This window comes from Actibacterium sp. (assembly GCF_055134745.1).
Genome location: NZ_JBSRVX010000031.1, coordinates 57,486 through 77,352, shown reverse-complemented (window position 1 = coordinate 77,352; position 19,867 = coordinate 57,486). Strand labels below are relative to the sequence as shown.

The following is a 19,867-nucleotide window of genomic DNA, read 5'->3' as shown; positions in this document are numbered from 1 at the left end:
CACCTTTTCAACTCATCTACACCCGCTTGGCGATGGAACAGCCGTGTTCATCCCGCTGTTCACCGCTCCGGCCGGGCCCCCACCCGACCGTCACATTCAAATTTTACTGTCCGGACCACATCCACAGAACGCGGTCCGGACAGGGGACATGCGCAACACGCGCCTGCCCGGCTGCATATTCCGCGTCAGTGGATCCGGATGACCGGATCGGTTGTGGTCGGGCGCGCGGCGGTAAAGCCGGCGACGCCTTCCTTTGTCTTCAGGCTTGGGAACAGCTCCAGCAGCTCTGTGCGCTGTGCATTTCCCATTCCGTCGATCGTGCGCTGGGTCGGCTGATAGCTTTCGGTCCAGCAGCCATGCGCCAGCACGATTTCGTGTCGGTCACACATGAAGTGAATATAGGTGGTGGACAGCGTGTCCAGCACATGAATGCCCCGGTTGTTGACCAGATGCTTGGCCGCCACCAGCGCCTCGGGGTCGCTGTATTCGACGAGGCTGCGATCGGTATTGGTCAGAAAGCGGTGGTTCGGGCTGACGACGATATCGTTCTCGGGCAAGCCACCCCCCAAGGCACCGGCCCGGATCAGAACAGGCTTCAGATGCCGCGCGATGGTCATGTCGCGCCCGTTCAGAACACGCTTGCCGATCCAGCGGATTTCCTGAATGCCATTGTCGCGTGTGATGACCTTGTCGCCGGGCTTCAGGAAATCGACCATGCGTTCGCCCTTGGGCGTGGCGATGCTGGTGCCAGGCGTGAAACACGGCACGACGATGCCAGCCGCGCCGGGCCGGGCTGTCGCGATGTTTCCTTCAGGTCGGGTCATCCCGTCTTCCTTTCGTGTCGCGCCGTTTCCGGCACGGTCTGTTTTCGTCGGCAGGTGCCGCTTCCGGTGCCCCCACCCAGACGCCTTCTGTTTACGCCAGCATGCCACGCCGTGAAGCGAAAAGTGGCATCGAGATGGCGAAAAGCAGGGCGTCAATGCGGCGAAAGCGGTCAAGTCATGACACATTTATGCCTTCATGATGCTGGATCAGCCTGAAATTCGGAAATGAAAAGCAGCAATATTCGCCTGTTTTCCAAGAGATATGGCGCAAGTCACCCTGATTTTCAGGAAATCGCCTGTTTTTTGGGGCCTTGCCAGAAACCCGGGCATCGCTGCGCAATTGTGGCAGGAATATGGCGGCGCGATCGTTCGGGAAACATGCACAATCGGGGTCGCCACGCCGGATTGATCGTCCGACCTGCCGCAGATCGGCAGAACCCCGCCGAATCGGGATGCTGTCGCGATGGAAAGAAAGCCCTGGTACCCGAGGTCGGACTCGAACCGACAAGCCTTGCGGCGGGGGATTTTGAATCCCCTGCGTCTACCATTCCGCCACTCGGGCCCTGTGCCGGGTCGTTTAGCGCGCCCCCGCGCGGCGGTCAACGGGCAGAAATGCGTTACAGGTTGCGCGCCTCGAAGGTGTTGCAGGTATTCATGTCACCGCTGTTGTATCCGGTCGCAAACCAGCGCTGGCGCTGTTCCGATGTGCCATGGGTAAAGGTATGGGGCATCGGGCGCTGGCCGGCATTGCGCTGTAACGTATCATCGCCGATCTGCCTGGCGGCATTCATTGCCTCGGCCACATCGCCGGGTTCCAGGGTGGCGAACCGGTTCTGGGCATGAGCGGCCCAGACGCCGGAAAAACAATCGGCCTGCAATTCGATGCGCACCGACAGCGCGTTGGACTGTTCAGCCGATGCACGCTGGCGCAGCTGATTGACCTGCCCCAGGATACCAAGCTGGTCCTGCACCGAATGGGCCACCTCATGCGCGATGACATAGGCGGCGGCGAAATCGCCCCCTGCCCCCAGGCGCTGCGACAGGGTGGTGAAGAAATCGGTGTCCAGATAAACCTTCTGATTGGACGGGCAGTAAAACGGGCCCGTTGCCCCGTTTGCCCCGCCACAAGCCGATTGCGTGGCCGATTTGAACAGCACCAGAACCGGGGGCTGATAGGGGCGATCGACCTGCTGGTCGAAGATGCCGGCCCATATTTCTTCGGTATCGGCCAGGGTGACGGATACGAATTCACCGGCGCGCCTGTCCGCCTCGGTCAGTTCGACCGTTGCCCCAGGCTGGGGCGCTGCGACATCCTGCAACAGCGGGGTCACGTCGATACCCAGAAAGTAACCGATGACCAGCACCGCCAGAACGCCAAGCCCGCCGATGCCGCCGACGGCGGCCCCGCCCCGGCGCGTGCGCCGGTCCTCGATATTGCCGCTGCCGCGCCGACCTTGCCATTTCATGTGACACCCCTGACCCGATACACCAGACAACTTCTAATCGGCATGTTCGTTCGGCGCAAAGCTTTCCGCATCTTGACCTTCCGCCGCCCCCATGATGCAACTGCGGCGACCGATGCAAGGGACGGGCCGCGATGATCCGCAAGCTGTATGACTGGACAATTTCGCTGGCCGACAGCCGATACGCCCTTTGGGCGCTGGCCTTGGTCGCCTTTATCGAAAGCTCGGTCTTTCCGATTCCGCCCGATGTGCTGATGATCCCGATGATCCTGGCGCGACCAAGACGCGCCTGGCTGATCGCGCTGATCGCGCTGGTGGCATCGGTTCTGGGCGGATTGCTGGGCTATTTCATCGGGGCTGTGCTGTTTGACAGCATCGGCCAGCACATCCTTGAATTCTATGGCAAGACCGACGCCGCCACCGCCTTTGCTGAACGCTTCAACCATTATGGTGCCTGGGCGGTTCTGGTGGCCGGTGTGACGCCGTTCCCGTTCAAGGTGATCACCATCGTATCGGGCTGGACGCATCTGTCATTGCCGGTGTTCATTGTCGCCGCCATCATCGCGCGCGGCTTGCGGTTTTTCGTGGTCGCGGCCCTGTTGTGGAAATTCGGCACACCCATTCGTGATTTCATCGAACGCCGGCTGGGGTTGATGTTTACCCTGTTCATGGTGTTGCTGGTGGGCGGGTTCTTTCTGGTGAAATACCTGTGACACGCAATGGTTTGATATTGCTGGCGGCGGGTGGCTCGGCGGCGTTGCTGCTGGGGGCGCTTGGATTCCAGTATATTGGCGGCTATCCGCCTTGCGAACTGTGCATCTGGCAGCGCTGGCCGCATCTGGCGGCGGTCGTTATCGGCCTGCTGGCGCTGATGTGGCGGGGGGCGGCCCTGCCCGCGCTCGGGGCGCTGGCCGCGCTGGCGACCAGCGGCATCGGCCTGTATCACAGTGGTGTGGAGCGGCATTGGTGGCAGGGGCCAACATCCTGCACCGGCGGCGGCAATGCCCTGTCGGGCCTGTCCGGCAAGGATCTGTTAAGCGTGACCGAAGCGCCGCGCGTGATTATGTGCGATCAGGTAGCCTGGCAGATGTTCGGTCTGTCCATGGCCAACCTGAACGCGATTTTCGCGCTGATTCTGGCGCTGATCTGGCTGCGCGCCGCCCTGAAATCCTAGGCGGCGCGTTTCTTGCGACGTCTGGCGACGGTCAGGCCGATCAGCCCTGTCCCCAGCAGCAGCCCGCCGGCCGGTAACGGCACCGCGGCGATGTTCAGCACCAGGTTGTCATAGCTGCCGCCGACGCAATTGGCCTCGCAGGCATAATAATACCCCCCCGCAATCGTCGAGGTGATGAAACCGTTGAAGCCATACAGATTGCCGCCATTGGTGGCAGTGATCGTCACGCGGTCAAGCTTGGTGAAGGCCGGATCGAAGGCCAGCCCGTTTCCATCGCTGGTGATCAGTTGTTCGGCCTTGAGCACGTTGTTGCGATAGCCCTGGATCAGCAAACCGCTGAGCGGGTCTTTTTCCGCGCTGTAAGCGGTGTATTCGGCCAGAAACTCCACCGGCCATTCGCCGGGGTAATAATAGCCATGCGGATAGGAAAACTGATCGGCCAGCGGCAAGGCGTCATAAAAGGCGGTGTAATCAGCCACCGCGCGGGCATCTATGCGCTGGATCCTGGACAAGGCAAAGATATCGCCTGCCAGCAGATCGAAGACATAGCCATGATCGGTGCTCAGCATGGCGCTGTCATACAGGCCGTCATCGCCCAGAACCACCGATTGCAACGCGATGCCATACAGGCATTGGTTGGGCATGGTGCCGGTGATGGGCCCCTGAACCGCAACCCCGGCACAGATATCGGCAGGCTGCGTGTCGAAATTATAGGTCATCGTGGTGGTCGAGGCAGCGACAGGTGCAGCGGCGAAAATCAACCCGGCCAGCCCCGCCAAAGGCAAGAGTCTGTTCATTTCAAAACCCTTTCAAACATAATCGGTAAAACAAAAATACCACGGCATGAAATTTGTTCCACAACTCATCCGGGTGCAATCGTGGCGCTGGCCCGCAGGTTTGGCGGAATGCCGCTTCCCTTGCGGCAAGATCAGGCCGATCCGGGATTGGTGACATGCTAGTGCGCGCCGTGGCCGCATTATCGCCACATTTCTTTGATCGCCGCAGCCGAATTCATCCTTGTTTCCCGATTGCATGCGGGTTGGGGCCGTTTTCCTGCCCCCTGCCCATTGCGCACAAGATCGCGGTTAAGATATAGTCGGCGCAACAATATATAGCCTGACGCAGAATGGGCGGGAGCTTACGTGACCGACACGCCGGAAATCCCCGAAAACGAAGACGAAAACGCGCCGCAGCGGCCTGCCTATGGCGGCCCGTCGATCAGTATTGAGCAGGAGATGAAAACCTCCTATCTTGATTACGCGATGAGTGTGATCGTATCCCGCGCCATTCCCGACCTGCGCGACGGGTTGAAACCGGTGCACCGGCGCATCCTGTTTGCGATGCACGAAACCAACAATACCCATGACAAACCCTATCGTAAATCCGCCCGTCCCGTGGGCGATACGATGGGCAAATACCACCCGCATGGGGATTCCGCGATCTATGACGCGCTGGTGCGGATGGCACAGCCGTTTTCGATGTCTTTGCCGCTGTTGGACGGTCAGGGCAATTTCGGGTCGATGGACGGCGATAACGCCGCCGCGATGCGCTATACCGAAGTGCGGATGGACAAGCCCGCGGCATTCCTGCTGGCCGATATCGACAAGGATACCGTCGATTTTCAGGACAATTACGATGGCAAGGACCGCGAACCGACGGTCCTGCCCGCGCGCTATCCCAATATGCTGGTCAACGGTGCCGAAGGCATCGCGGTGGGCATGGCCACCCGCATCCCGCCGCATAACCTGGGCGAGGTGATCGACGCCACGCTGGCGCTGATCGAAAACCCCGACCTGAGCAGCGAAGACCTGATCACCTATATCCCTGCCCCGGATTTTCCCACGGGCGGCATCATTCTGGGCCGATCGGGGGCGCGCAAGGCCTATCTTGAAGGGCGCGGCTCGGTCATCATCCGGGCGAAAACCCGGATCGAGGAAGTCAGGAAAGATCGCTATGCCATCATTCTGGACGAGATTCCCTATCAGGTGAACAAGGCCAGCATGATCGAAAAGATCGCCGAACTTGTGCGCGACAAGAAGCTGGAAGGCATTTCCCACGTTCAGGACGAATCCGACCGGATCGGCGTGCGCGTGGTGATCGAGCTGAAACGCGATGCCACCGCCGAGGTGGTGCTGAACCAGCTGTTCCGCTTTACCCCGATGCAAACCTCGTTCGGCTGCAACATGCTGGCGCTGAACGGCGGGCGGCCGGAACAGTTGTTGCTGCGTGATTTCATCAAATATTTCATCGACTTCCGCGAAGAAGTTGTTGCCCGCCGCACCGCGTTTGAATTGCGCAAGGCACGTGAACGCAGCCATATCCTGTGCGGTCTCGCCGTGGCCGTCAGCAATGTGGACGAGGTCGTGGCGACCATCCGGTCTTCGGCCGATCCGGCCGAGGCGCGCGAAAAGCTGATGACGCGCCGCTGGCCCGCCCATGACATCGCCGAATATATTCAGCTGATCGACGATCCCAGCCACACGATGAACGATGATGGCACCTATAACCTGTCGGAAATTCAGGCCCGCGCCATTCTGGACCTGCGCCTGCAACGCCTGACTGCGATGGGCGTGAAAGAAGTCACTGACGAGTTGCAGGAACTGGCCGGCAAGATCCGCGAATATCTGGATATCCTGCGATCGCGCGACCGGATCATGGCGATCATTTCGGATGAGCTGCGCGAGGTAAAGGCCGCCTTCGCCGTGCCCCGCCGCACCGAGATCGTCGACTGGTCGGGCGACATGGAAGACGAAGACCTGATCGAACGCGAAGACATGGTCGTGACCGTCACCCAGACCGGCTATATCAAACGCACGCCGCTGGCTGAATTCCGCGCGCAGCGCCGGGGTGGCAAGGGCCTGTCGGGCATGGCCACCAAGGACGAAGACGTGGTCACCACCCTGTTCGTGGCCAATACCCATACCCAATTGCTGTTCTTCACCACCGAAGGCATGGTCTATAAACTGAAGACCTGGCGCCTGCCACAAGGCGGACGCACCGCCAAGGGCAAGGCCATCGTCAATATCCTGCCGATCCCGGTGGGCATGTCGGTGGCCGCAGTGATGCCGGTGGACCGGCCCGAAGAAGAATGGGACGATCTGCAGATCGTGTTTGCCACCTCTGATGGCGATGTGCGGCGCAACCAGTTGTCAGATTTCACCAATGTCAAATCCAACGGCAAGATCGCGATGAAGCTGCCCGATGGTGTCAGCCTGGTGAATGCCCGCATCTGCACCGAGGACGAGGACGTGATGCTGGTCACCTCGCTTGGCCGGGCGATCCGCTTCCCCACGACCGAGGTGCGCGTGTTCAAGGGCCGCGATTCCACCGGCGTGCGCGGTATCCGGCTGGCCAAAGGCGATCATGTCGTGTCGATGGCGGTGATCCGGCATTTCGAGGCGACGCCTGAAGACCGCGCCGCCTATCTGAAGATGCGCCGCGCCGTGGCCGGCTTGGCCGATGACGCCGAAAACGAAGACGAAGACACAGTAGCCGCCGGCGAGTTCAGCCAGGACCGCTATGTCGAGATGTCGGCGGCCGAGGATCTGATCCTGACCATCACCGCTGGCGGCGCGGGCAAACTGTCGTCCAGCCATGACTATCCGGTGCGCGGACGCGGCGGCCAGGGGGTTCAGGCCATGGACAAGGCCATGCGCGGCGGCAGGCTGGTCGCCAGCTTCCCGGTCGAGATCGACGATCAGATCATGCTTGTGACAAGCACGGGCCAGGCCATTCGCTGCCCGGTTCAAGATATCTCCTTCCGCTCGCGATCGGCAGGCGGAGTGCGTGTGTTCGATACCTCTAAGGGTGAAGAGGTGGTATCGGTGGCCTGGATCGCAGATCAGGGCGTCGACAACGGAACCGAATGACGCGTTGCCGCGTTAGGCAAAGCGCGGCAATACGAGAACACGATGAACAACTGGGACGACCTGCGATTCTTGCTCGCGGTACATAAAAGCGGGACGATGTCGGCTGCGGCGTCCGTGATGGGAACAAATGTTGCCACGGTTTCACGGCGCATCGAAAAACTTACCGAGCAGCTTGGCTTTCCGCCATTCCTCAAGTCGTCCTCAGGCTGGAGCGCACACCCCAAGGTGCTAAGCCTGCTGGAAATGCTTGACATGTTCGATTCCGAACTGAGCAGCGAGCTGAACAGTGTCTCGGTTCTCAGCCCAAGCGAACGCTTGCCGGTGCGTATCGGCGCGCCCCCCGTTTTATGCTCTCAGATTCTGTTCCCCTCTCTGCAAAATGCAGCGGCCATGCTGGAAAACGTGCAGCTTGAGTTTTTTGAACGCTATGGCGGCGAAGGCCTTGGGGATTACGATATTGTCATCCAGACCACCCGGCCCGAAACCGGGCGCATTGTGCATCGCCGTGTCGGCACAATGAATTTGCGCGCCTATGGCTATGCCCCTCTGACAGGCGATGATGAATGGGTCGGTATTGCGCGTGATTTCGATAATTTGCTTGGCAATCAGATGGGTCTGCGCCTGTTTGGACGCGAGCCCATCATACGGACCGCCAATTTCGATCAGGCAATTGCGGTGATCCAGGCCACAAGACTGCCGGGCATACTGCCCGCGCCACTGGCCCAATGCGATCCGATGTTGCAGCCTGTGGGCGATCCGGACCAGTCTTATGCGGTCGAATTGTGGATGCTGTATCACCAGACGCGACGCATAGACCCGATCATCAAGCTTGTCAGCGACTGGATCATCGACGCAACTCGTCAATTAAGACAAAATTAATTAAAATTATCATTTAATAACAAATGTTTGCGAATTTGCAAAAAGGCATTCGCGGCAAAGGAGATTGTCAATCTCGCTATAGTTGTAATGATAACAAAAAAACAAGACTTCGAGGCAGTATGATGCAGACACGGTTCCCATCCTTGCAGGTGCCCTTTCGACTGGGGCTGTCGTTTTTATTGATACAGCAATCCATGGATGCCTTGGTGACACCCTTGATGGAGGTCAAAGCCTCTGGCTTTGATGCCTATACGACCTTGATGAATTTCAGTGCGATCGGGGTAAACATGTTGCTATTCGTCATCGGCATCTGGCTGATGTTCGGTATCCGCACCCGCGTTGTGGCCCTTCTGGGCGGGGTTCTGTTCACGGCCTTTGCTTATGTGCAGACAGACTCGCTGTTCGTGGATATTCTGCCTTCGATCATTCTGCTGACCGTTTATGCCCTTGCGATGCCGCTGGTTCTGTTTGGCGGCGGGCGTTGGAGCATGTACCGGCACGGCTGGAAAGATATTCTGTAACTACCAAGCCCCACTCTCAGGCTTGTTCGGGGCGGTCCTTCGGGGTCGCCCCGACTTTTTTGTGTCCGGCGATAAATGACAAAAAATTCTGATATCTGCGGACACAGAATTAACACAAAGCTAACGAAAAGCGGACTTACTGCACGCCTAGGATGAGTTCACGGGACAGCATCGCAGACCGGACCAAACGTCCGATCCGACACAGCAGATGGAGGCTTAAATGACCCAGACCGATTTTGACGCCAAGCTGATCAACGAACCCTCGGGCAATGCCATCGCACTGGGCAGCCTGTTTGCCACCATGGCCGAATTCTTTGCCCCCCGCGCCAAGACCAATACAACCGCCAAGGCCGCGCAGCGCTCTAAATTCGCGCCGCATGAAAAGGCCTATCTTTGCGACATCGGGATGGCGGTCGATTATTGATCACCAGGCTGTGCACTAACGCGCAGTTGATGTGAGAGAATCCCGAATTCTCTGCGTCGTAACACAACGTTATTGAATTCCCATTGCCCGGACGGGTGCAACAGGGAATTCAATAATGACCGATCTCAAACCTTATGCCGACCTTCTGGCGCGCCTCTTGCTGGCCGCCATCTTCATTTTGTCGGGCCTTCAGAAACTGGGCAGCATCGACGGCACCATGGGCTATATGCAGGCCATGAATGTGCCCGGTATCCTGATCTGGCCGACGATCGCGGTCGAAGTTCTGGGCGGAATCGCGATTCTGGTCGGCTATCAGACCCGTATCGCCGCCTTTCTGCTGGCCGGCTTCACGCTGATCGCCGGTTTTCTGTTTCATTACGTTCCGGCGGATCAGATGCAGATGATCATGTTCATGAAAAACCTGTCCATAACCGGCGGTCTGCTGCTGTTGGTCGTTCATGGTGCCGGCGCATTGTCGGTGGAACGCTGGCTGTCGGCCAAGGCAACCGCTTGACGCTTTGGGGGTGGCCAATTGGCCGCCCCTTCCCCTTGCCCGCGATCTGACTTACATCGGCGGCATGAACAAAGCGCTCAATATCATCGGCGGCGGCATGGCCGGATCCGAAGCCGCCTGGCAGGCCGCGCAGGCCGGTATCCCCGTCATCTTGCACGAAATGCGGCCGCAGGTCGGTACCTTTGCCCATCAGACCGGCAATCTGGCCGAAATGGTCTGCTCCAATTCCTTCCGCTCGGATGACAGCGAACAGAACGCCGTCGGCCTGCTGCATTGGGAAATGCGCGCCGCAGGCGGGCTGATCATGGAAATGGCCGATGCCAATGCCCTGCCCGCCGGCGGGGCACTGGCGGTGGATCGCGATAAGTTCGCGCAATCGGTGACAGACAGGCTGCGCGCGCATCCCCTGATCACCGTTCAGCCGGGCGAAATCACCGCCCTGCCGGATAGCGGCAACTGGATCATCGCCACCGGACCGCTGACATCGGATGCGCTGGGGCGCGCGATCCAGGCCGAAACCGGGGCCGATGCGTTGGCCTTTTTCGACGCCATCGCGCCCATCGTCCATTTCGACAGCATTGATCTCAGCCAGGTCTGGTTCCAGTCGCGCTATGACAAGGGCGAGACCGAGGAACAGCGCACCGCCTATCTCAACTGCCCGATGGACCGCGCCACCTATGACGCCTTCATCGACGCGCTGCTGACCGCCGAGAAGACCGAATTTCACGAGGGCGAAACCGCGGGCTATTTCGACGGCTGCCTGCCGATCGAGGTCATGGCAGAACGTGGCCGCGAAACCCTGCGCCATGGGCCGATGAAACCGGTCGGCCTGACCAATCCGCATCAGCCCGATATCAAGGCCCATGCGGTGGTGCAGTTGCGCCGCGACAATGCACTTGGGACGCTCTATAATATCGTGGGTTTCCAGACAAAGATGAAACACGGCGCGCAAGCCGCTGTTTTTCGTATGATTCCAGGTCTGGAAAATGCCCGCTTCGCCCGGCTGGGCGGCATCCACCGCAACACGTTCCTGAACTCACCCACCTTGCTGGACAATCAGCTGCGCCTGAAATCGCGGCCCCATATCCGCTTTGCCGGGCAGATCACCGGGGTGGAAGGCTATGTCGAATCCGCCGCGATGGGTCTGCTGGCGGCCCGTCTGGCCGTAGCCGAATTGCAGGGCCGCACCCTGCCCCCGCCGCCCCCCGAAACCGCCACCGGCGCGCTGGTCACCCACATCACCGGCGGCGCCGATGCAAAAACCTTTCAGCCGATGAACGTGAATTTCGGCCTGTTTCCCCCGGTCGAGGGCCTCAAAGCCGGGCGTCGCGGCCGCAAGGACCGGTATCAGGCCTATACAGATCGCGCCAAATCCGCGTGGTCGGTCTGGCTGACGCTGTGACATACCGCACCCGGTTCGCACCCTCGCCCACCGGGCCGCTGCATCTGGGCCATGCCTATTCAGCATTGCTGGCCTTTCAACGCGCACAGGAACAGGAGGGTGCCTTTCTGCTGCGGATCGACGATATCGACGCTGACCGTTGTCACCCCCACTGGGAAACCCAGATCTATGACGATCTGAACTGGCTGGGCCTGCATTGGGAACAGCCTGTGCGCCGCCAGTCAGAGCATCTGCCCGGCTATCAGCACGCGCTCGATCGGCTGACGGATGCCGGGCTGGTCTATCCCTGCTCGTGCAGCCGGGGCGATATCCGTGCCGCCCAAACCGCCCCCCAAGAAGGCGCGCCGGCCAGCCCGGCCTATCCCGGCACCTGCCGCACGCGCGCCATGGCCAGCCGCCTGCCCGGCGATGCGCTGCGCCTGAACATGGCCCGTGCCATTGACTGCCTGGGCGATGTCAGCCGCCTGGGCTTTCATGACAGCGGCCCCGATCACGCCGGTTATCATCCGCTGAACGCCGATCACCTGACCCAGCAGATCGGCGATACGGTTCTGGCGCGCCGTGACATGGGCGCGGTCTCTTACAGTCTGGCAGTGGTCGTTGACGATGAGGCCCAGCAGATCACCGAGATCGTTCGTGGCAGTGATCTGTTTGAAATCACAGCCTTGCAGGTTCTTCTTCAGTTTTTACTGAAACTTCCGACGCCACGCTATCACCATCACCACCTGATCCGCGACGATCAGGGCAAACGGCTGGCCAAGCGCGACGATGCCCGCGCCATTGCCCGATACCGCACTGATGGCGCCAGCCCTGCCGACATTCGCCGGATGATCGGGCTATGATCCATCTTCTTGGCACAAATACTCATTCTTCCGGGCGCAGCAATTCAACCTCTTGTCCGTTACGCACTGCGGTATAAAAACAACTGCGCCGGTTGGTGTGGCAGGCCGGGCCGGTCTGATCGACGACCAGCAACAGACAGTCACGATCACAATCCACCCGGAGATCCACCAACCGTTGCACATGGCCGCTGGTTTCGCCCTTCACCCAGAACGCCTGACGCGACCGTGACCAATAGGTCACGCGCCCGGTGTCCAACGTGCGCGCCACCGCGGCGGCATTCATCCAGGCCATCATCAGCACCTCGCCGCTTTCGCTTTGGGCAATGGCGGGGATCAGGCCCTGGGTATCGTATTTCAGGCTGGCCGGGTCAAAAGCCATGGGCGCACTCCTTTGCAAAGGCCGGATGCGAGGCTATCTAGGGGAAAGACCGCGAAAGGGAAAGACATGAGCGCCGAGACCGATCTGATCAAGCTTTATTCCCAGCGTATCCTGGCCCTGGCCGCCGATATCCCGCATCTGGGACATCTGGACGCGCCCGATGGGTCTGCACGCAAGCGGGCACCTCTTTGCGGATCGACCGTCACGGTTGATCTGATCATTGCGGATGGCCGGATCAGCGATTTTGCCCAGGATGTCAAAGCCTGCGCCCTGGGTCAGGCCGCAGCCGCCGTGGTGGGCGCAAATATAATCGGCTGCACCCGCGATCAGGTGCAAACCGCGCGCGACCAGCTGGCCGCGATGTTGAAACAGGGCGGGCCTGATCCCCACGCCCCCTTTGACGGGCTTCAGGTTCTGGGCCCTGCGCGCGATTACAAGAACCGGCACGCCTCGATCCTGCTGTCGCTCGAGGCCACGCTTGACGCCTTTGACGCGGCCACCGCCACATCCGCCAGTTCAGCCTGACCCGCCACCATAAAAAAACCGCCGCACTTCGGGGACGAAGGCGGCGGCAGGGGCGTATCTGAAAACCGGGTGGGACAGGCAACCGCATCGGGGAATGCGAAACCCGGAACAGACCGCAGGCAGAAACGGGTTCAGATCAGGCCGGGCAGATGCAGGCCGACCACCAGCATGATCACCAGCGACACGGCGCCAAGGCAATCCTGCATCAATGTGGGCGCGCTGCGCTCGAACGTGGATTTCAGATCCTTCAGCATGGTTTGTATCCTTGGCAATTGATCTTGTTGCCACTTTGTTCTCATATCGCTGCCGCAAAGTAAAGAACTTTTAGTGAACATTAGCGAACAATTAAGAACATTCGGCCTAACCCACTGAAATCAAACGGATGGCCCTGTCCTGTTCCATCAGCCACAGCAACACCCGTGCCGCCTGGCCGCGCGGGGTGGTCAGTTCAGGATCGTCCAGCAGCAGCTTGCGCGCGTCGCTTTGCGCCACCGCCATCAATGCCGCCTGACGTTCCAGATCGGCGATGCGGAACCGGGGCAGGCCCGATTGGGCGGTGCCGATCACATCGCCTGCACCGCGCAGGGCCAGATCTTCCTCGGCAATGGCAAAGCCGTCTTCGGTCTGGCGCAGAACCTCCAGCCGTTTGCGGCCGCTTTCCGTCAAGGGCGGCTGATACATCAGCAAACAGGTCGAGGCCGCAGCCCCGCGCCCCACCCGACCGCGCAGCTGATGCAGTTGCGCCATGCCGAAACTTTCGGCCTGTTCAATCACCATGATGGATGCGTTGGGCACATCGACGCCCACCTCGATCACCGTGGTGGCGACCAGCACGGCCGTTTCACCCGCGTTGAAACGCGCCATCGCGGCATCCTTTTCGGCCGGGGGCATCTGGCCATGCACCAGCCCCACGCGCCCCTCGCCCAAGGCCGCGCGCAGGCGTTTGAACCGCTCTTGCGCCGCGGTCATGTCAACCAGTTCGCTCTCCTCGACCAGCGGGCACACCCAATAGGCCTGCCGCCCTTCGGCAATCGCGCCGCGCAGGTGTTCCACCACCTCATCCATGCGGGCGGTTGACACCAGCGCGGTTTTCACCGGCTGGCGACCGGGCGGTTTTTCATCCAGCACCGACACATCCATATCGCCATATTGCGCCAGCGCCAGACTGCGCGGAATTGGCGTGGCCGTCATCACCAGCACATGCGCGCCCTGCCCCTTGGCCGCCAGTTCCATCCGCTGGGCCACGCCAAAACGATGCTGTTCGTCGATAATCGCCAGCCGCAGGTCGTGAAACTCGACCCCTTTCTGGAAAACTGCATGGGTGCCGACCAGCACGTGAATATCGCCGCGCGCCAGTGCGGCCAGTTTCGCGGCCCTCTCGGCCCCCTTGTCGCGCCCGGTCAGAATTTCCAGCACCACACCGGCCTGTTCGGCCAGCGGCTGCAACCCGGCCAGATGCTGACGCGCCAGAATTTCGGTGGGGGCCATCATCACACCCTGCCCGCCGGATTCGACCGCCACCAACAGCGACATGAACGCCACCAGCGTCTTGCCGGCACCAACATCGCCCTGCAACAACCGGTTCATCCGGACGGGCTTTTCCAGGTCGGCGGCGATTTCGTCCATCGCGCGGGCTTGGGCACCCGTGGGCCGGTAAGGCAAGGCCGCCAGCACCTTGCGGCGCAGCCGCCCGTTGCCGGTGGTCGGCTTGCCCGCCCCGCGCCGCTGATCGCGCCGCGCCAGCGCCAGCGTCAACTGATGGGCGAACAGCTCATCATAGGCCAGCCTTTGGCGGGCGGGCGCGGTGGCGGCCAGATCGGCGGCGTTTTGCGGGGCATGGGCGGCGCGGATGGCGGCCCGCCAGGTGGGCCAGGTTTCACGCACCATCAGGGCCGGATCGATCCATTCGGCCAGATCCGGCGCACGGTCCAACGCCGCCTGTGCCGCCCGCGCCATCAGCTTTTGCGTCACACCCGCCGTCAGCGGATAGACCGGTTCGAACTTCGGGATCGCCTCGGCCTGATCGGGGCGCAGCATGTGGTCGGGATGCACCATCTGCGCCACCCCGTCGAACAGTTCGACCTTGCCTGACACCACGCGGCGCTGGCCAGTGGGCAGCTGTTTTTGCAGGTAATCCCCTTGGGCATGGAAAAAGACCAGCTGAAAGCTGGTGGCCGCGTCTTGTGCGTCGATCCGGTAGGGGCGGCCGCGGCTGGCGGGGGGATGGTGGCGGCCCACCTCAATTTCCACGGTGGCCACACTGCCCGGCACCACATCGCGGATCGAGGCGCGCCTTGTGCGGTCGATGCCCGAATGCGGCAGGGTAAACAGCAGATCGCGCGGCTTTTCGATGCCCATTTGCCCCAGCGTCTTGGCGGTTTTCGGGCCGACGCCGTCCAGCGCCTCAAGCCCCGCGAACAGCGGAAACAAGATATCGGGCCGCCCGGTCATCCGATCAGCGCCAGCCAGGCGTCTTCGTCGATCACCTGCACGCCCAGATCGGCGGCCTTTTTCGCCTTGCTGCCCGCCCCCGGCCCCGCCACCAACAGATCAGTTTTCGCCGAAACCGACCCGGCCACGCGGGCGCCCAGGGCCTCGGCCCGGGCCTTGGCCTCGGCGCGTGTCATCTTTTCCAGCGTGCCGGTGAAGACCACGGTCTTGCCGGCCACGGGGCTGTCGACGGCACCGCGCGCGGCCATTTCCTGCACGTCAAGATGGACCAGCAAACGGTCGATGCTGGCGCGTTCGGCGGGTTGGTGAAAGGCTGTGACCAGTGCCGTGGCCATCACATCGCCTACCCCGTCAATGCCGGTCAGTTCGTCCCATTCGGGGCCCTCATTAATGCGGGCGGTGGTCATCGCGGTCTCGAAAACCGGCCAGCTGCCATAGTGATTGGCCAGCAGGCTGGCGCCCGCCTCGCCGACGTGGCGAATGCCCAGGGCAAAGATCAGCCGGTTCAGCGGAATGGAACGGCGTTCATCAATCGCGTTGAACAGGTTTGCGGCCGATTTATCGCCCCAACCTTCGCGGTTTTTCAACTGCTGAATGCCAGCGCCAAAACGGTCGCGCAGGGTAAAGATATCGGCGGGTTCGCGGATCCAGCCATCGGCGTAAAATGCCTCGATCTGTTTCGCCCCCAAGCCTTCGATATCGAAAGCGGGGCGATTTACGAAATGCTTCAGTTTTTCAACCGCTTGCGCGGGGCAGATCACACCACCGCTGCAGCGGCGCACGGCGTCGCCCTCTTCGCGGATCGCATCGGACCCGCATTCGGGACATTTGATGGGAAATAGATATTTTTCTGTGTCTTGCGGGCGCTTGCTGATGTCAACATCGGCGATTTTCGGAATCACGTCACCGGCGCGGTACACCTGCACCCAGTCACCTTCGCGGATATCCTTGCCGTCGCGGATCGGATGGCCGCGCGCATCCTGGCCGGCGATGTAATCCTCGTTATGCAGGGTGGCATTCGACACCACAACCCCGCCCACCGTAACCGGATGCAGACGCGCCACCGGTGACAGGGCACCGGTGCGCCCGACCTGAATTTCGATCTTTTCCAGCCGTGTCCAGGCCAGTTCGGCGGGGAACTTATGCGCGATCGCCCAGCGGGGCGTGGTCGATCGGAACCCCAGCCGCGCCTGCAGCCCCAGATCGTTGACCTTGTAAACCACCCCGTCGATGTCATAGCCCAGCGTGGCGCGCTGGCTCTCGATGGCGCGATATTGCGCCAGCAGTTGATCCGGCCCGTCGCACAGTACCGTCAGCGGGTTGGTCGAAAACCCCAGTGCCGCCAACCGGTCGATGGCGCCTTTCTGGGTATCGGCAAGCGGGGCCGATAGCGCCCCCCAGGCATAGGCAAAGAATCGCAAGGGTCGGGTCCGGGTGATTTGTGCATCAAGTTGGCGCAGGGATCCTGCAGCCGCGTTACGCGGATTGGCAAAGGTCTTGGCCCCGATAGCCGCCTGGCGGGCATTGAGGGCGGTGAAATCGTGATGCGCCATATATACCTCGCCCCGCACCTCCAGCAGATCAGGCGCATCGGTCAGGTTTTGGGGAATATCGCTTATGGTTCTGGCATTTGCGGTGACATTCTCACCTGTTTCGCCATCACCACGTGTGGCCGCCTGAACCAGTTTGCCCTGTTCATAGCGCAACGACAGTGACAAACCGTCGATCTTGGGTTCGGCGGTATAGGCCAGCGGCGCATCCGTAGCCAGCCCCAGGAATTTGCGGATACGCGCGTCGAATTCGGTGATGTCATCTGCCGCGAACGCGTTTTCCAGGCTCAGCATTCGCACCGCATGGACGACCTTGCCGAAACCTTCTGCCGGGGCGATTCCCACCGATTCAGAGGGGCTGTCGGGGCGTTTGAGATCGGGAAAGCGTGCCTCGATCGCCCGATTGCGTATCTTCAACGCATCATATTCGGCGTCCGATATCTCGGGCGCATCCTGGCGGTGATAGGCAATATCGGCCGCCCCTATGGCAGCCGCCAGCCGCGCCAGTTCGGCGCGGGCCTCATCCTTGGTCAATCTGTCCACGGGTTTCAAATCCGCCATATCCGCCCCCTGCGGCCTGTCCTGCGGAATTGATAGGAGGACACCGCCCTCAGGTCCAGTCGGTTGCACATGACCAGGGACACGCGCCCCCGGCAGCAGATTGCGCAACAGGCCCGGTTCAGGCGCCGATGGCGATGCGCCCGGTTTCCATCACCGGTTCCGGATCGCGCAGTACATAACCACGGCCCCAGACGGTTTCGATATTGTTTTCGCCATCAGTGGCCTGTGCCAGTTTCTTGCGCAGCTTGCAGATGAATACGTCGATGATCTTCAGTTCGGGTTCATCCATGCCGCCGTAAAGATGGTTGAGAAACATTTCCTTGGTCAGCGTCGTCCCCTTGCGCAGGCTGAGCAGTTCCAGCATCTGATATTCCTTGCCGGTCAGATGCACCGGCTTGCCATCGGCCGAAACAGTTTTGGCATCAAGATTCACAGTGATGCGGCCGGTCTTGATCAGCGATTGCGCATGGCCTTTCGAGCGGCGGATGATCGCGTGGATGCGCGCCACAAGTTCTTCGCGGTGAAAGGGTTTGGTCAGGTAATCATCAGCGCCGAAACCGAAACCTTTCAATTTGCTGTCCGTATCATCCGCGCCAGACAGAATCAGGATCGGCGTATCGACGCGCGCCAGGCGGATGCGGCGCAGCACCTCGTGCCCGGTCATGTCGGGCAGGTGCAGGTCCAGCAGGATCAGGTCGTAATCATATAGTTTCGCCAGATCGACCCCTTCTTCGCCCATGTCGGTGGTATAGACATTCAGATTGGCGTGGGTCAGCATCATCTCGATGCTTTTGGAGGTAGTGGGATCATCTTCAATCAAAAGAACGCGCATATTAAACAAGCCCCTTTCTATGCGTATCACTCAACCAAGCATTGAATAAGAATGGTTAATTACCCGTTACCAATGAATAAATGCTAGCGATGCAATTCAGGGTTGTCTATAGCGACGTAACTTCGTGACCTTCAGCGCGCGCGGCCCGTGCTGGCACACCGCGCGGGTCCAGCCATCCAGTTCCTCATCCGACAGGGCATAGGTTTCCAGCGCCTGCGCGCGGGTGATCAACCCGCTGGCCAGTGCCCGCAACACAGCGGCCTTGCGGCTGGCAACCCAACGTTTGGTGTCGGGCGGCGGCAGGTCCGCCAATGTCATGGATGTGCCGTCAGGCAAGGTGATGGCGCGCGGCCCCGTGATCCGTTTGATATACATGGCACCCCTTTCATATCTCGCGCGGGCAGCCTGTGACCGGCGTGCTTAACGACGGATGAAACGAAGGGGTTGAGTATATGTGGCATTTTCCTATATTTCGGGGAACTTTCCCCAAAGGTGAATCTGATGTCGCTTGACGAAACCCAGCCGCCGCTGAACTCGCTCGGTTTTGCAAAACCGCCTGCGCAGACGCGCGTGGTGGTGGCGATGTCGGGCGGGGTGGACAGCTCTGTCGTGGCGGCGATGCTGGCCGATGAAGGCTATGACGTGATCGGGGTCACGCTGCAACTGTATGATCACGGTGCGGCGTTGGCCAAAAAGGGGGCTTGTTGTGCGGGGCTGGACATTCACGATGCACGCCGTGTGGCCGAAACCATGGGCTTTCCGCATTATGTTCTGGATTACGAAAATATCTTTCGCGATTCCGTGATCAATGAATTCGCCGAAAGCTATCTGGCCGGGGCCACGCCGGTGCCCTGTATTCGTTGTAACGAGCGGGTAAAATTCAAGGATCTGCTGGCCACCGCCCGCGATCTGGACGCCGATTGCATGGCCACTGGCCATTACATCCAACGCAAGGGCGGTCTGACGGGGGCCCGTCTGCATGTGGCTGCGGACCCCGCGCGCGATCAGTCCTATTTCCTGTTCTCGACCACGGCCGAACAACTGGACTTTCTGCGTTTTCCGCTGGGTCATCTGGTCAGCAAGGCCGAGACCCGGGCGCTGGCGGCGCGATATGGCCTGCCGGTGGCCGACAAGCCCGACAGCCAGGATATCTGCTTTGTGCCCGATGGCAATTACGCCGCCGTTATTGAAAAACTGCGCCCGGGCGCCGCCCAACCGGGCGAGATCGTCGATACACGGGGCACCGTTCTGGGCCAGCATGACGGCGTGATCCATTACACAATCGGGCAACGGCGCGGGTTGGGAATCGGCGGGCTGACGGACCCGCTTTATGTGGTGCGGCTGGATGTCGATGCACGGCGCGTCATCGTCGGCCCCAAGGAAATGCTGACCACCCGCATCGTTCCGATCCGCGAGATCAACTGGCTGGGCGATAAGGCAATCACCGATCGCGACTGTTGGGAAATTTCGGTCAAGGTTCGATCGACCCGCCCGCCGCGCGAGGCGATCCTGCGCCCGCTGTCACCTACCACCGCCGAGGTCGAGTTGTTGACACCCGAGGAAGGCGTCAGCCCCGGCCAGGCCTGCGTGTTTTATGAAACCGGTGGCAGCCGGGTGCTGGGTGGTGGCTGGATCTGGCGCGGCGCCTGAGGGGACC

20 protein-coding genes and 1 tRNA gene are annotated in these 19,867 nt (G+C 60.8%); 11 read left to right on the top strand and 10 right to left on the bottom strand.

The window, feature by feature from the left end; translation table 11 throughout:
• Positions 1-185: 185 nt before the first annotated feature.
• The 3 genes from ACTCHC_RS07040 to ypfJ form a co-directional block, all read right to left on the bottom strand.
• Positions 186-824, bottom strand: coding sequence for a Hint domain-containing protein (locus ACTCHC_RS07040; RefSeq protein WP_463021775.1), 639 nt, complete (start codon positions 822-824; stop codon positions 186-188).
• Between the two features lie 478 nt (positions 825-1,302).
• Positions 1,303-1,386 (bottom strand) — tRNA-Leu (locus tag ACTCHC_RS07035).
• Positions 1,387-1,441: 55 nt separating this feature from the next.
• A complete protein-coding gene (gene ypfJ / locus ACTCHC_RS07030) occupies positions 1,442-2,290 on the bottom strand; it encodes a KPN_02809 family neutral zinc metallopeptidase (protein ID WP_463021774.1) in 849 nt (282 codons plus the stop codon).
• A gap of 131 nt (positions 2,291-2,421) precedes the next feature.
• On the opposite strand from ypfJ, the gene ACTCHC_RS07025 reads away from it, so the two are divergent.
• A complete protein-coding gene (locus tag ACTCHC_RS07025; protein WP_463021773.1) occupies positions 2,422-3,000 on the top strand; it encodes a YqaA family protein in 579 nt (192 codons plus the stop codon).
• Positions 2,997-3,461, top strand: coding sequence for a disulfide bond formation protein B (locus ACTCHC_RS07020; protein WP_463021772.1), 465 nt, complete (start codon positions 2,997-2,999; stop codon positions 3,459-3,461). Before ACTCHC_RS07025 ends, ACTCHC_RS07020 begins: the two co-directional genes overlap by 4 nt.
• Here ACTCHC_RS07020 and ACTCHC_RS07015 read toward each other — a convergent pair.
• The gene (locus ACTCHC_RS07015; RefSeq protein WP_463021771.1) at positions 3,458-4,258 is read right to left on the bottom strand and encodes a VPLPA-CTERM sorting domain-containing protein; all 801 of its coding nucleotides are present in this window, start codon (positions 4,256-4,258) and stop codon (positions 3,458-3,460) included. The two genes, ACTCHC_RS07020 and ACTCHC_RS07015, sit on opposite strands and share 4 nt — an antisense overlap.
• A 345-nt stretch (positions 4,259-4,603) precedes the next feature.
• Here ACTCHC_RS07015 and gyrA point away from each other — a divergent pair, with 345 nt between their 5' ends.
• From gyrA to gluQRS, 7 genes are all read left to right on the top strand, one after another.
• Complete coding sequence (gyrA, locus tag ACTCHC_RS07010) at positions 4,604-7,330, top strand: DNA gyrase subunit A (protein WP_463021770.1); 2,727 nt, start codon at positions 4,604-4,606, stop codon at positions 7,328-7,330.
• A gap of 42 nt (positions 7,331-7,372) precedes the next feature.
• Positions 7,373-8,209, top strand: a complete 837-nt coding sequence (locus ACTCHC_RS07005; RefSeq protein WP_463021769.1) for a LysR family transcriptional regulator — start codon at positions 7,373-7,375, stop codon at positions 8,207-8,209.
• A 122-nt stretch (positions 8,210-8,331) separates the two neighbouring features.
• Positions 8,332-8,730, top strand: coding sequence for a hypothetical protein (locus ACTCHC_RS07000; RefSeq protein WP_463021768.1), 399 nt, complete (start codon positions 8,332-8,334; stop codon positions 8,728-8,730).
• 220 nt (positions 8,731-8,950) lie between these two features.
• Entirely contained in the window at positions 8,951-9,154 is a 204-nt protein-coding gene (locus ACTCHC_RS06995; protein ID WP_463021767.1) for a hypothetical protein, read from the top strand.
• Positions 9,155-9,269: 115 nt separating this feature from the next.
• A complete protein-coding gene (locus ACTCHC_RS06990) occupies positions 9,270-9,668 on the top strand; it encodes a DoxX family protein (protein WP_463021766.1) in 399 nt (132 codons plus the stop codon).
• 64 nt (positions 9,669-9,732) lie between these two features.
• On the top strand, positions 9,733-11,070 hold the full coding sequence (gene trmFO, locus ACTCHC_RS06985) for a methylenetetrahydrofolate--tRNA-(uracil(54)-C(5))-methyltransferase (FADH(2)-oxidizing) TrmFO (RefSeq protein ID WP_463021765.1): 1,338 nt from the start codon (positions 9,733-9,735) through the stop codon (positions 11,068-11,070).
• Positions 11,067-11,912, top strand: coding sequence for a tRNA glutamyl-Q(34) synthetase GluQRS (gene gluQRS, locus ACTCHC_RS06980; protein WP_463021764.1), 846 nt, complete (start codon positions 11,067-11,069; stop codon positions 11,910-11,912). The genes trmFO and gluQRS overlap by 4 nt, the downstream gene beginning before the upstream one ends.
• Before the next feature lie 22 nt (positions 11,913-11,934).
• On the opposite strand, the gene hisI is transcribed toward gluQRS, so the two are convergent.
• Positions 11,935-12,291 (bottom strand): phosphoribosyl-AMP cyclohydrolase, encoded by a 357-nt coding sequence (gene hisI / locus ACTCHC_RS06975; protein ID WP_463021763.1) that lies wholly within the window; start codon positions 12,289-12,291, stop codon positions 11,935-11,937.
• 66 nt (positions 12,292-12,357) lie between these two features.
• Between hisI and ACTCHC_RS06970 the strand changes: the two genes are divergently transcribed.
• The gene (locus ACTCHC_RS06970; protein ID WP_463021762.1) at positions 12,358-12,816 is read left to right on the top strand and encodes an iron-sulfur cluster assembly scaffold protein; all 459 of its coding nucleotides are present in this window, start codon (positions 12,358-12,360) and stop codon (positions 12,814-12,816) included.
• A 131-nt stretch (positions 12,817-12,947) separates the two neighbouring features.
• On the opposite strand, the gene ACTCHC_RS06965 is transcribed toward ACTCHC_RS06970, so the two are convergent.
• From ACTCHC_RS06965 to sciP, 5 genes are all read right to left on the bottom strand, one after another.
• Positions 12,948-13,070, bottom strand: a complete 123-nt coding sequence (locus tag ACTCHC_RS06965; protein ID WP_463021761.1) for a hypothetical protein — start codon at positions 13,068-13,070, stop codon at positions 12,948-12,950.
• Positions 13,071-13,176: 106 nt separating this feature from the next.
• Complete coding sequence (gene recG / locus ACTCHC_RS06960; protein ID WP_463021760.1) at positions 13,177-15,267, bottom strand: ATP-dependent DNA helicase RecG; 2,091 nt, start codon at positions 15,265-15,267, stop codon at positions 13,177-13,179.
• A complete protein-coding gene (ligA, locus tag ACTCHC_RS06955) occupies positions 15,264-17,378 on the bottom strand; it encodes an NAD-dependent DNA ligase LigA (RefSeq protein ID WP_463021759.1) in 2,115 nt (704 codons plus the stop codon). Before ligA ends, recG begins: the two co-directional genes overlap by 4 nt.
• Before the next feature lie 118 nt (positions 17,379-17,496).
• A complete protein-coding gene (gene ctrA / locus ACTCHC_RS06950) occupies positions 17,497-18,210 on the bottom strand; it encodes a response regulator transcription factor CtrA (RefSeq protein ID WP_463021758.1) in 714 nt (237 codons plus the stop codon).
• Between the two features lie 96 nt (positions 18,211-18,306).
• Positions 18,307-18,585 (bottom strand): CtrA inhibitor SciP, encoded by a 279-nt coding sequence (sciP, locus tag ACTCHC_RS06945; RefSeq protein ID WP_463021757.1) that lies wholly within the window; start codon positions 18,583-18,585, stop codon positions 18,307-18,309.
• 126 nt (positions 18,586-18,711) lie between these two features.
• On the opposite strand from sciP, the gene mnmA reads away from it, so the two are divergent.
• Positions 18,712-19,860 (top strand): tRNA 2-thiouridine(34) synthase MnmA, encoded by a 1,149-nt coding sequence (mnmA, locus tag ACTCHC_RS06940; RefSeq protein ID WP_463021756.1) that lies wholly within the window; start codon positions 18,712-18,714, stop codon positions 19,858-19,860.
• Positions 19,861-19,867: the final 7 nt, after the last annotated feature.

Bases quoted from the DNA above. Each gene is read 5' to 3' on its own strand.
- ACTCHC_RS07040 (WP_463021775.1), bottom strand. From the start codon at position 824: ATGACCCGACCTGAAGGAAACATCGCGACAGCCCGGCCCGGCGCGGCT.
- ypfJ (WP_463021774.1), bottom strand. From the start codon at position 2,290: ATGAAATGGCAAGGTCGGCGCGGCAGCGGCAATATCGAGGACCGGCGC.
- ACTCHC_RS07025 (WP_463021773.1), top strand. From the start codon at position 2,422: ATGATCCGCAAGCTGTATGACTGGACAATTTCGCTGGCCGACAGCCGA.
- ACTCHC_RS07015 (WP_463021771.1), bottom strand. From the start codon at position 4,258: ATGAACAGACTCTTGCCTTTGGCGGGGCTGGCCGGGTTGATTTTCGCC.
- ACTCHC_RS07005 (WP_463021769.1), top strand. From the start codon at position 7,373: ATGAACAACTGGGACGACCTGCGATTCTTGCTCGCGGTACATAAAAGC.
- ACTCHC_RS07000 (WP_463021768.1), top strand. From the start codon at position 8,332: ATGCAGACACGGTTCCCATCCTTGCAGGTGCCCTTTCGACTGGGGCTG.
- ACTCHC_RS06995 (WP_463021767.1), top strand. From the start codon at position 8,951: ATGACCCAGACCGATTTTGACGCCAAGCTGATCAACGAACCCTCGGGC.
- ACTCHC_RS06990 (WP_463021766.1), top strand. From the start codon at position 9,270: ATGACCGATCTCAAACCTTATGCCGACCTTCTGGCGCGCCTCTTGCTG.
- trmFO (WP_463021765.1), top strand. From the start codon at position 9,733: ATGAACAAAGCGCTCAATATCATCGGCGGCGGCATGGCCGGATCCGAA.
- hisI (WP_463021763.1), bottom strand. From the start codon at position 12,291: ATGGCTTTTGACCCGGCCAGCCTGAAATACGATACCCAGGGCCTGATC.
- ACTCHC_RS06970 (WP_463021762.1), top strand. From the start codon at position 12,358: ATGAGCGCCGAGACCGATCTGATCAAGCTTTATTCCCAGCGTATCCTG.
- ACTCHC_RS06965 (WP_463021761.1), bottom strand. From the start codon at position 13,070: ATGCTGAAGGATCTGAAATCCACGTTCGAGCGCAGCGCGCCCACATTG.
- recG (WP_463021760.1), bottom strand. From the start codon at position 15,267: ATGACCGGGCGGCCCGATATCTTGTTTCCGCTGTTCGCGGGGCTTGAG.
- ligA (WP_463021759.1), bottom strand. From the start codon at position 17,378: ATGGCGGATTTGAAACCCGTGGACAGATTGACCAAGGATGAGGCCCGC.
- ctrA (WP_463021758.1), bottom strand. From the start codon at position 18,210: ATGCGCGTTCTTTTGATTGAAGATGATCCCACTACCTCCAAAAGCATC.
- sciP (WP_463021757.1), bottom strand. From the start codon at position 18,585: ATGTATATCAAACGGATCACGGGGCCGCGCGCCATCACCTTGCCTGAC.
- mnmA (WP_463021756.1), top strand. From the start codon at position 18,712: ATGTCGCTTGACGAAACCCAGCCGCCGCTGAACTCGCTCGGTTTTGCA.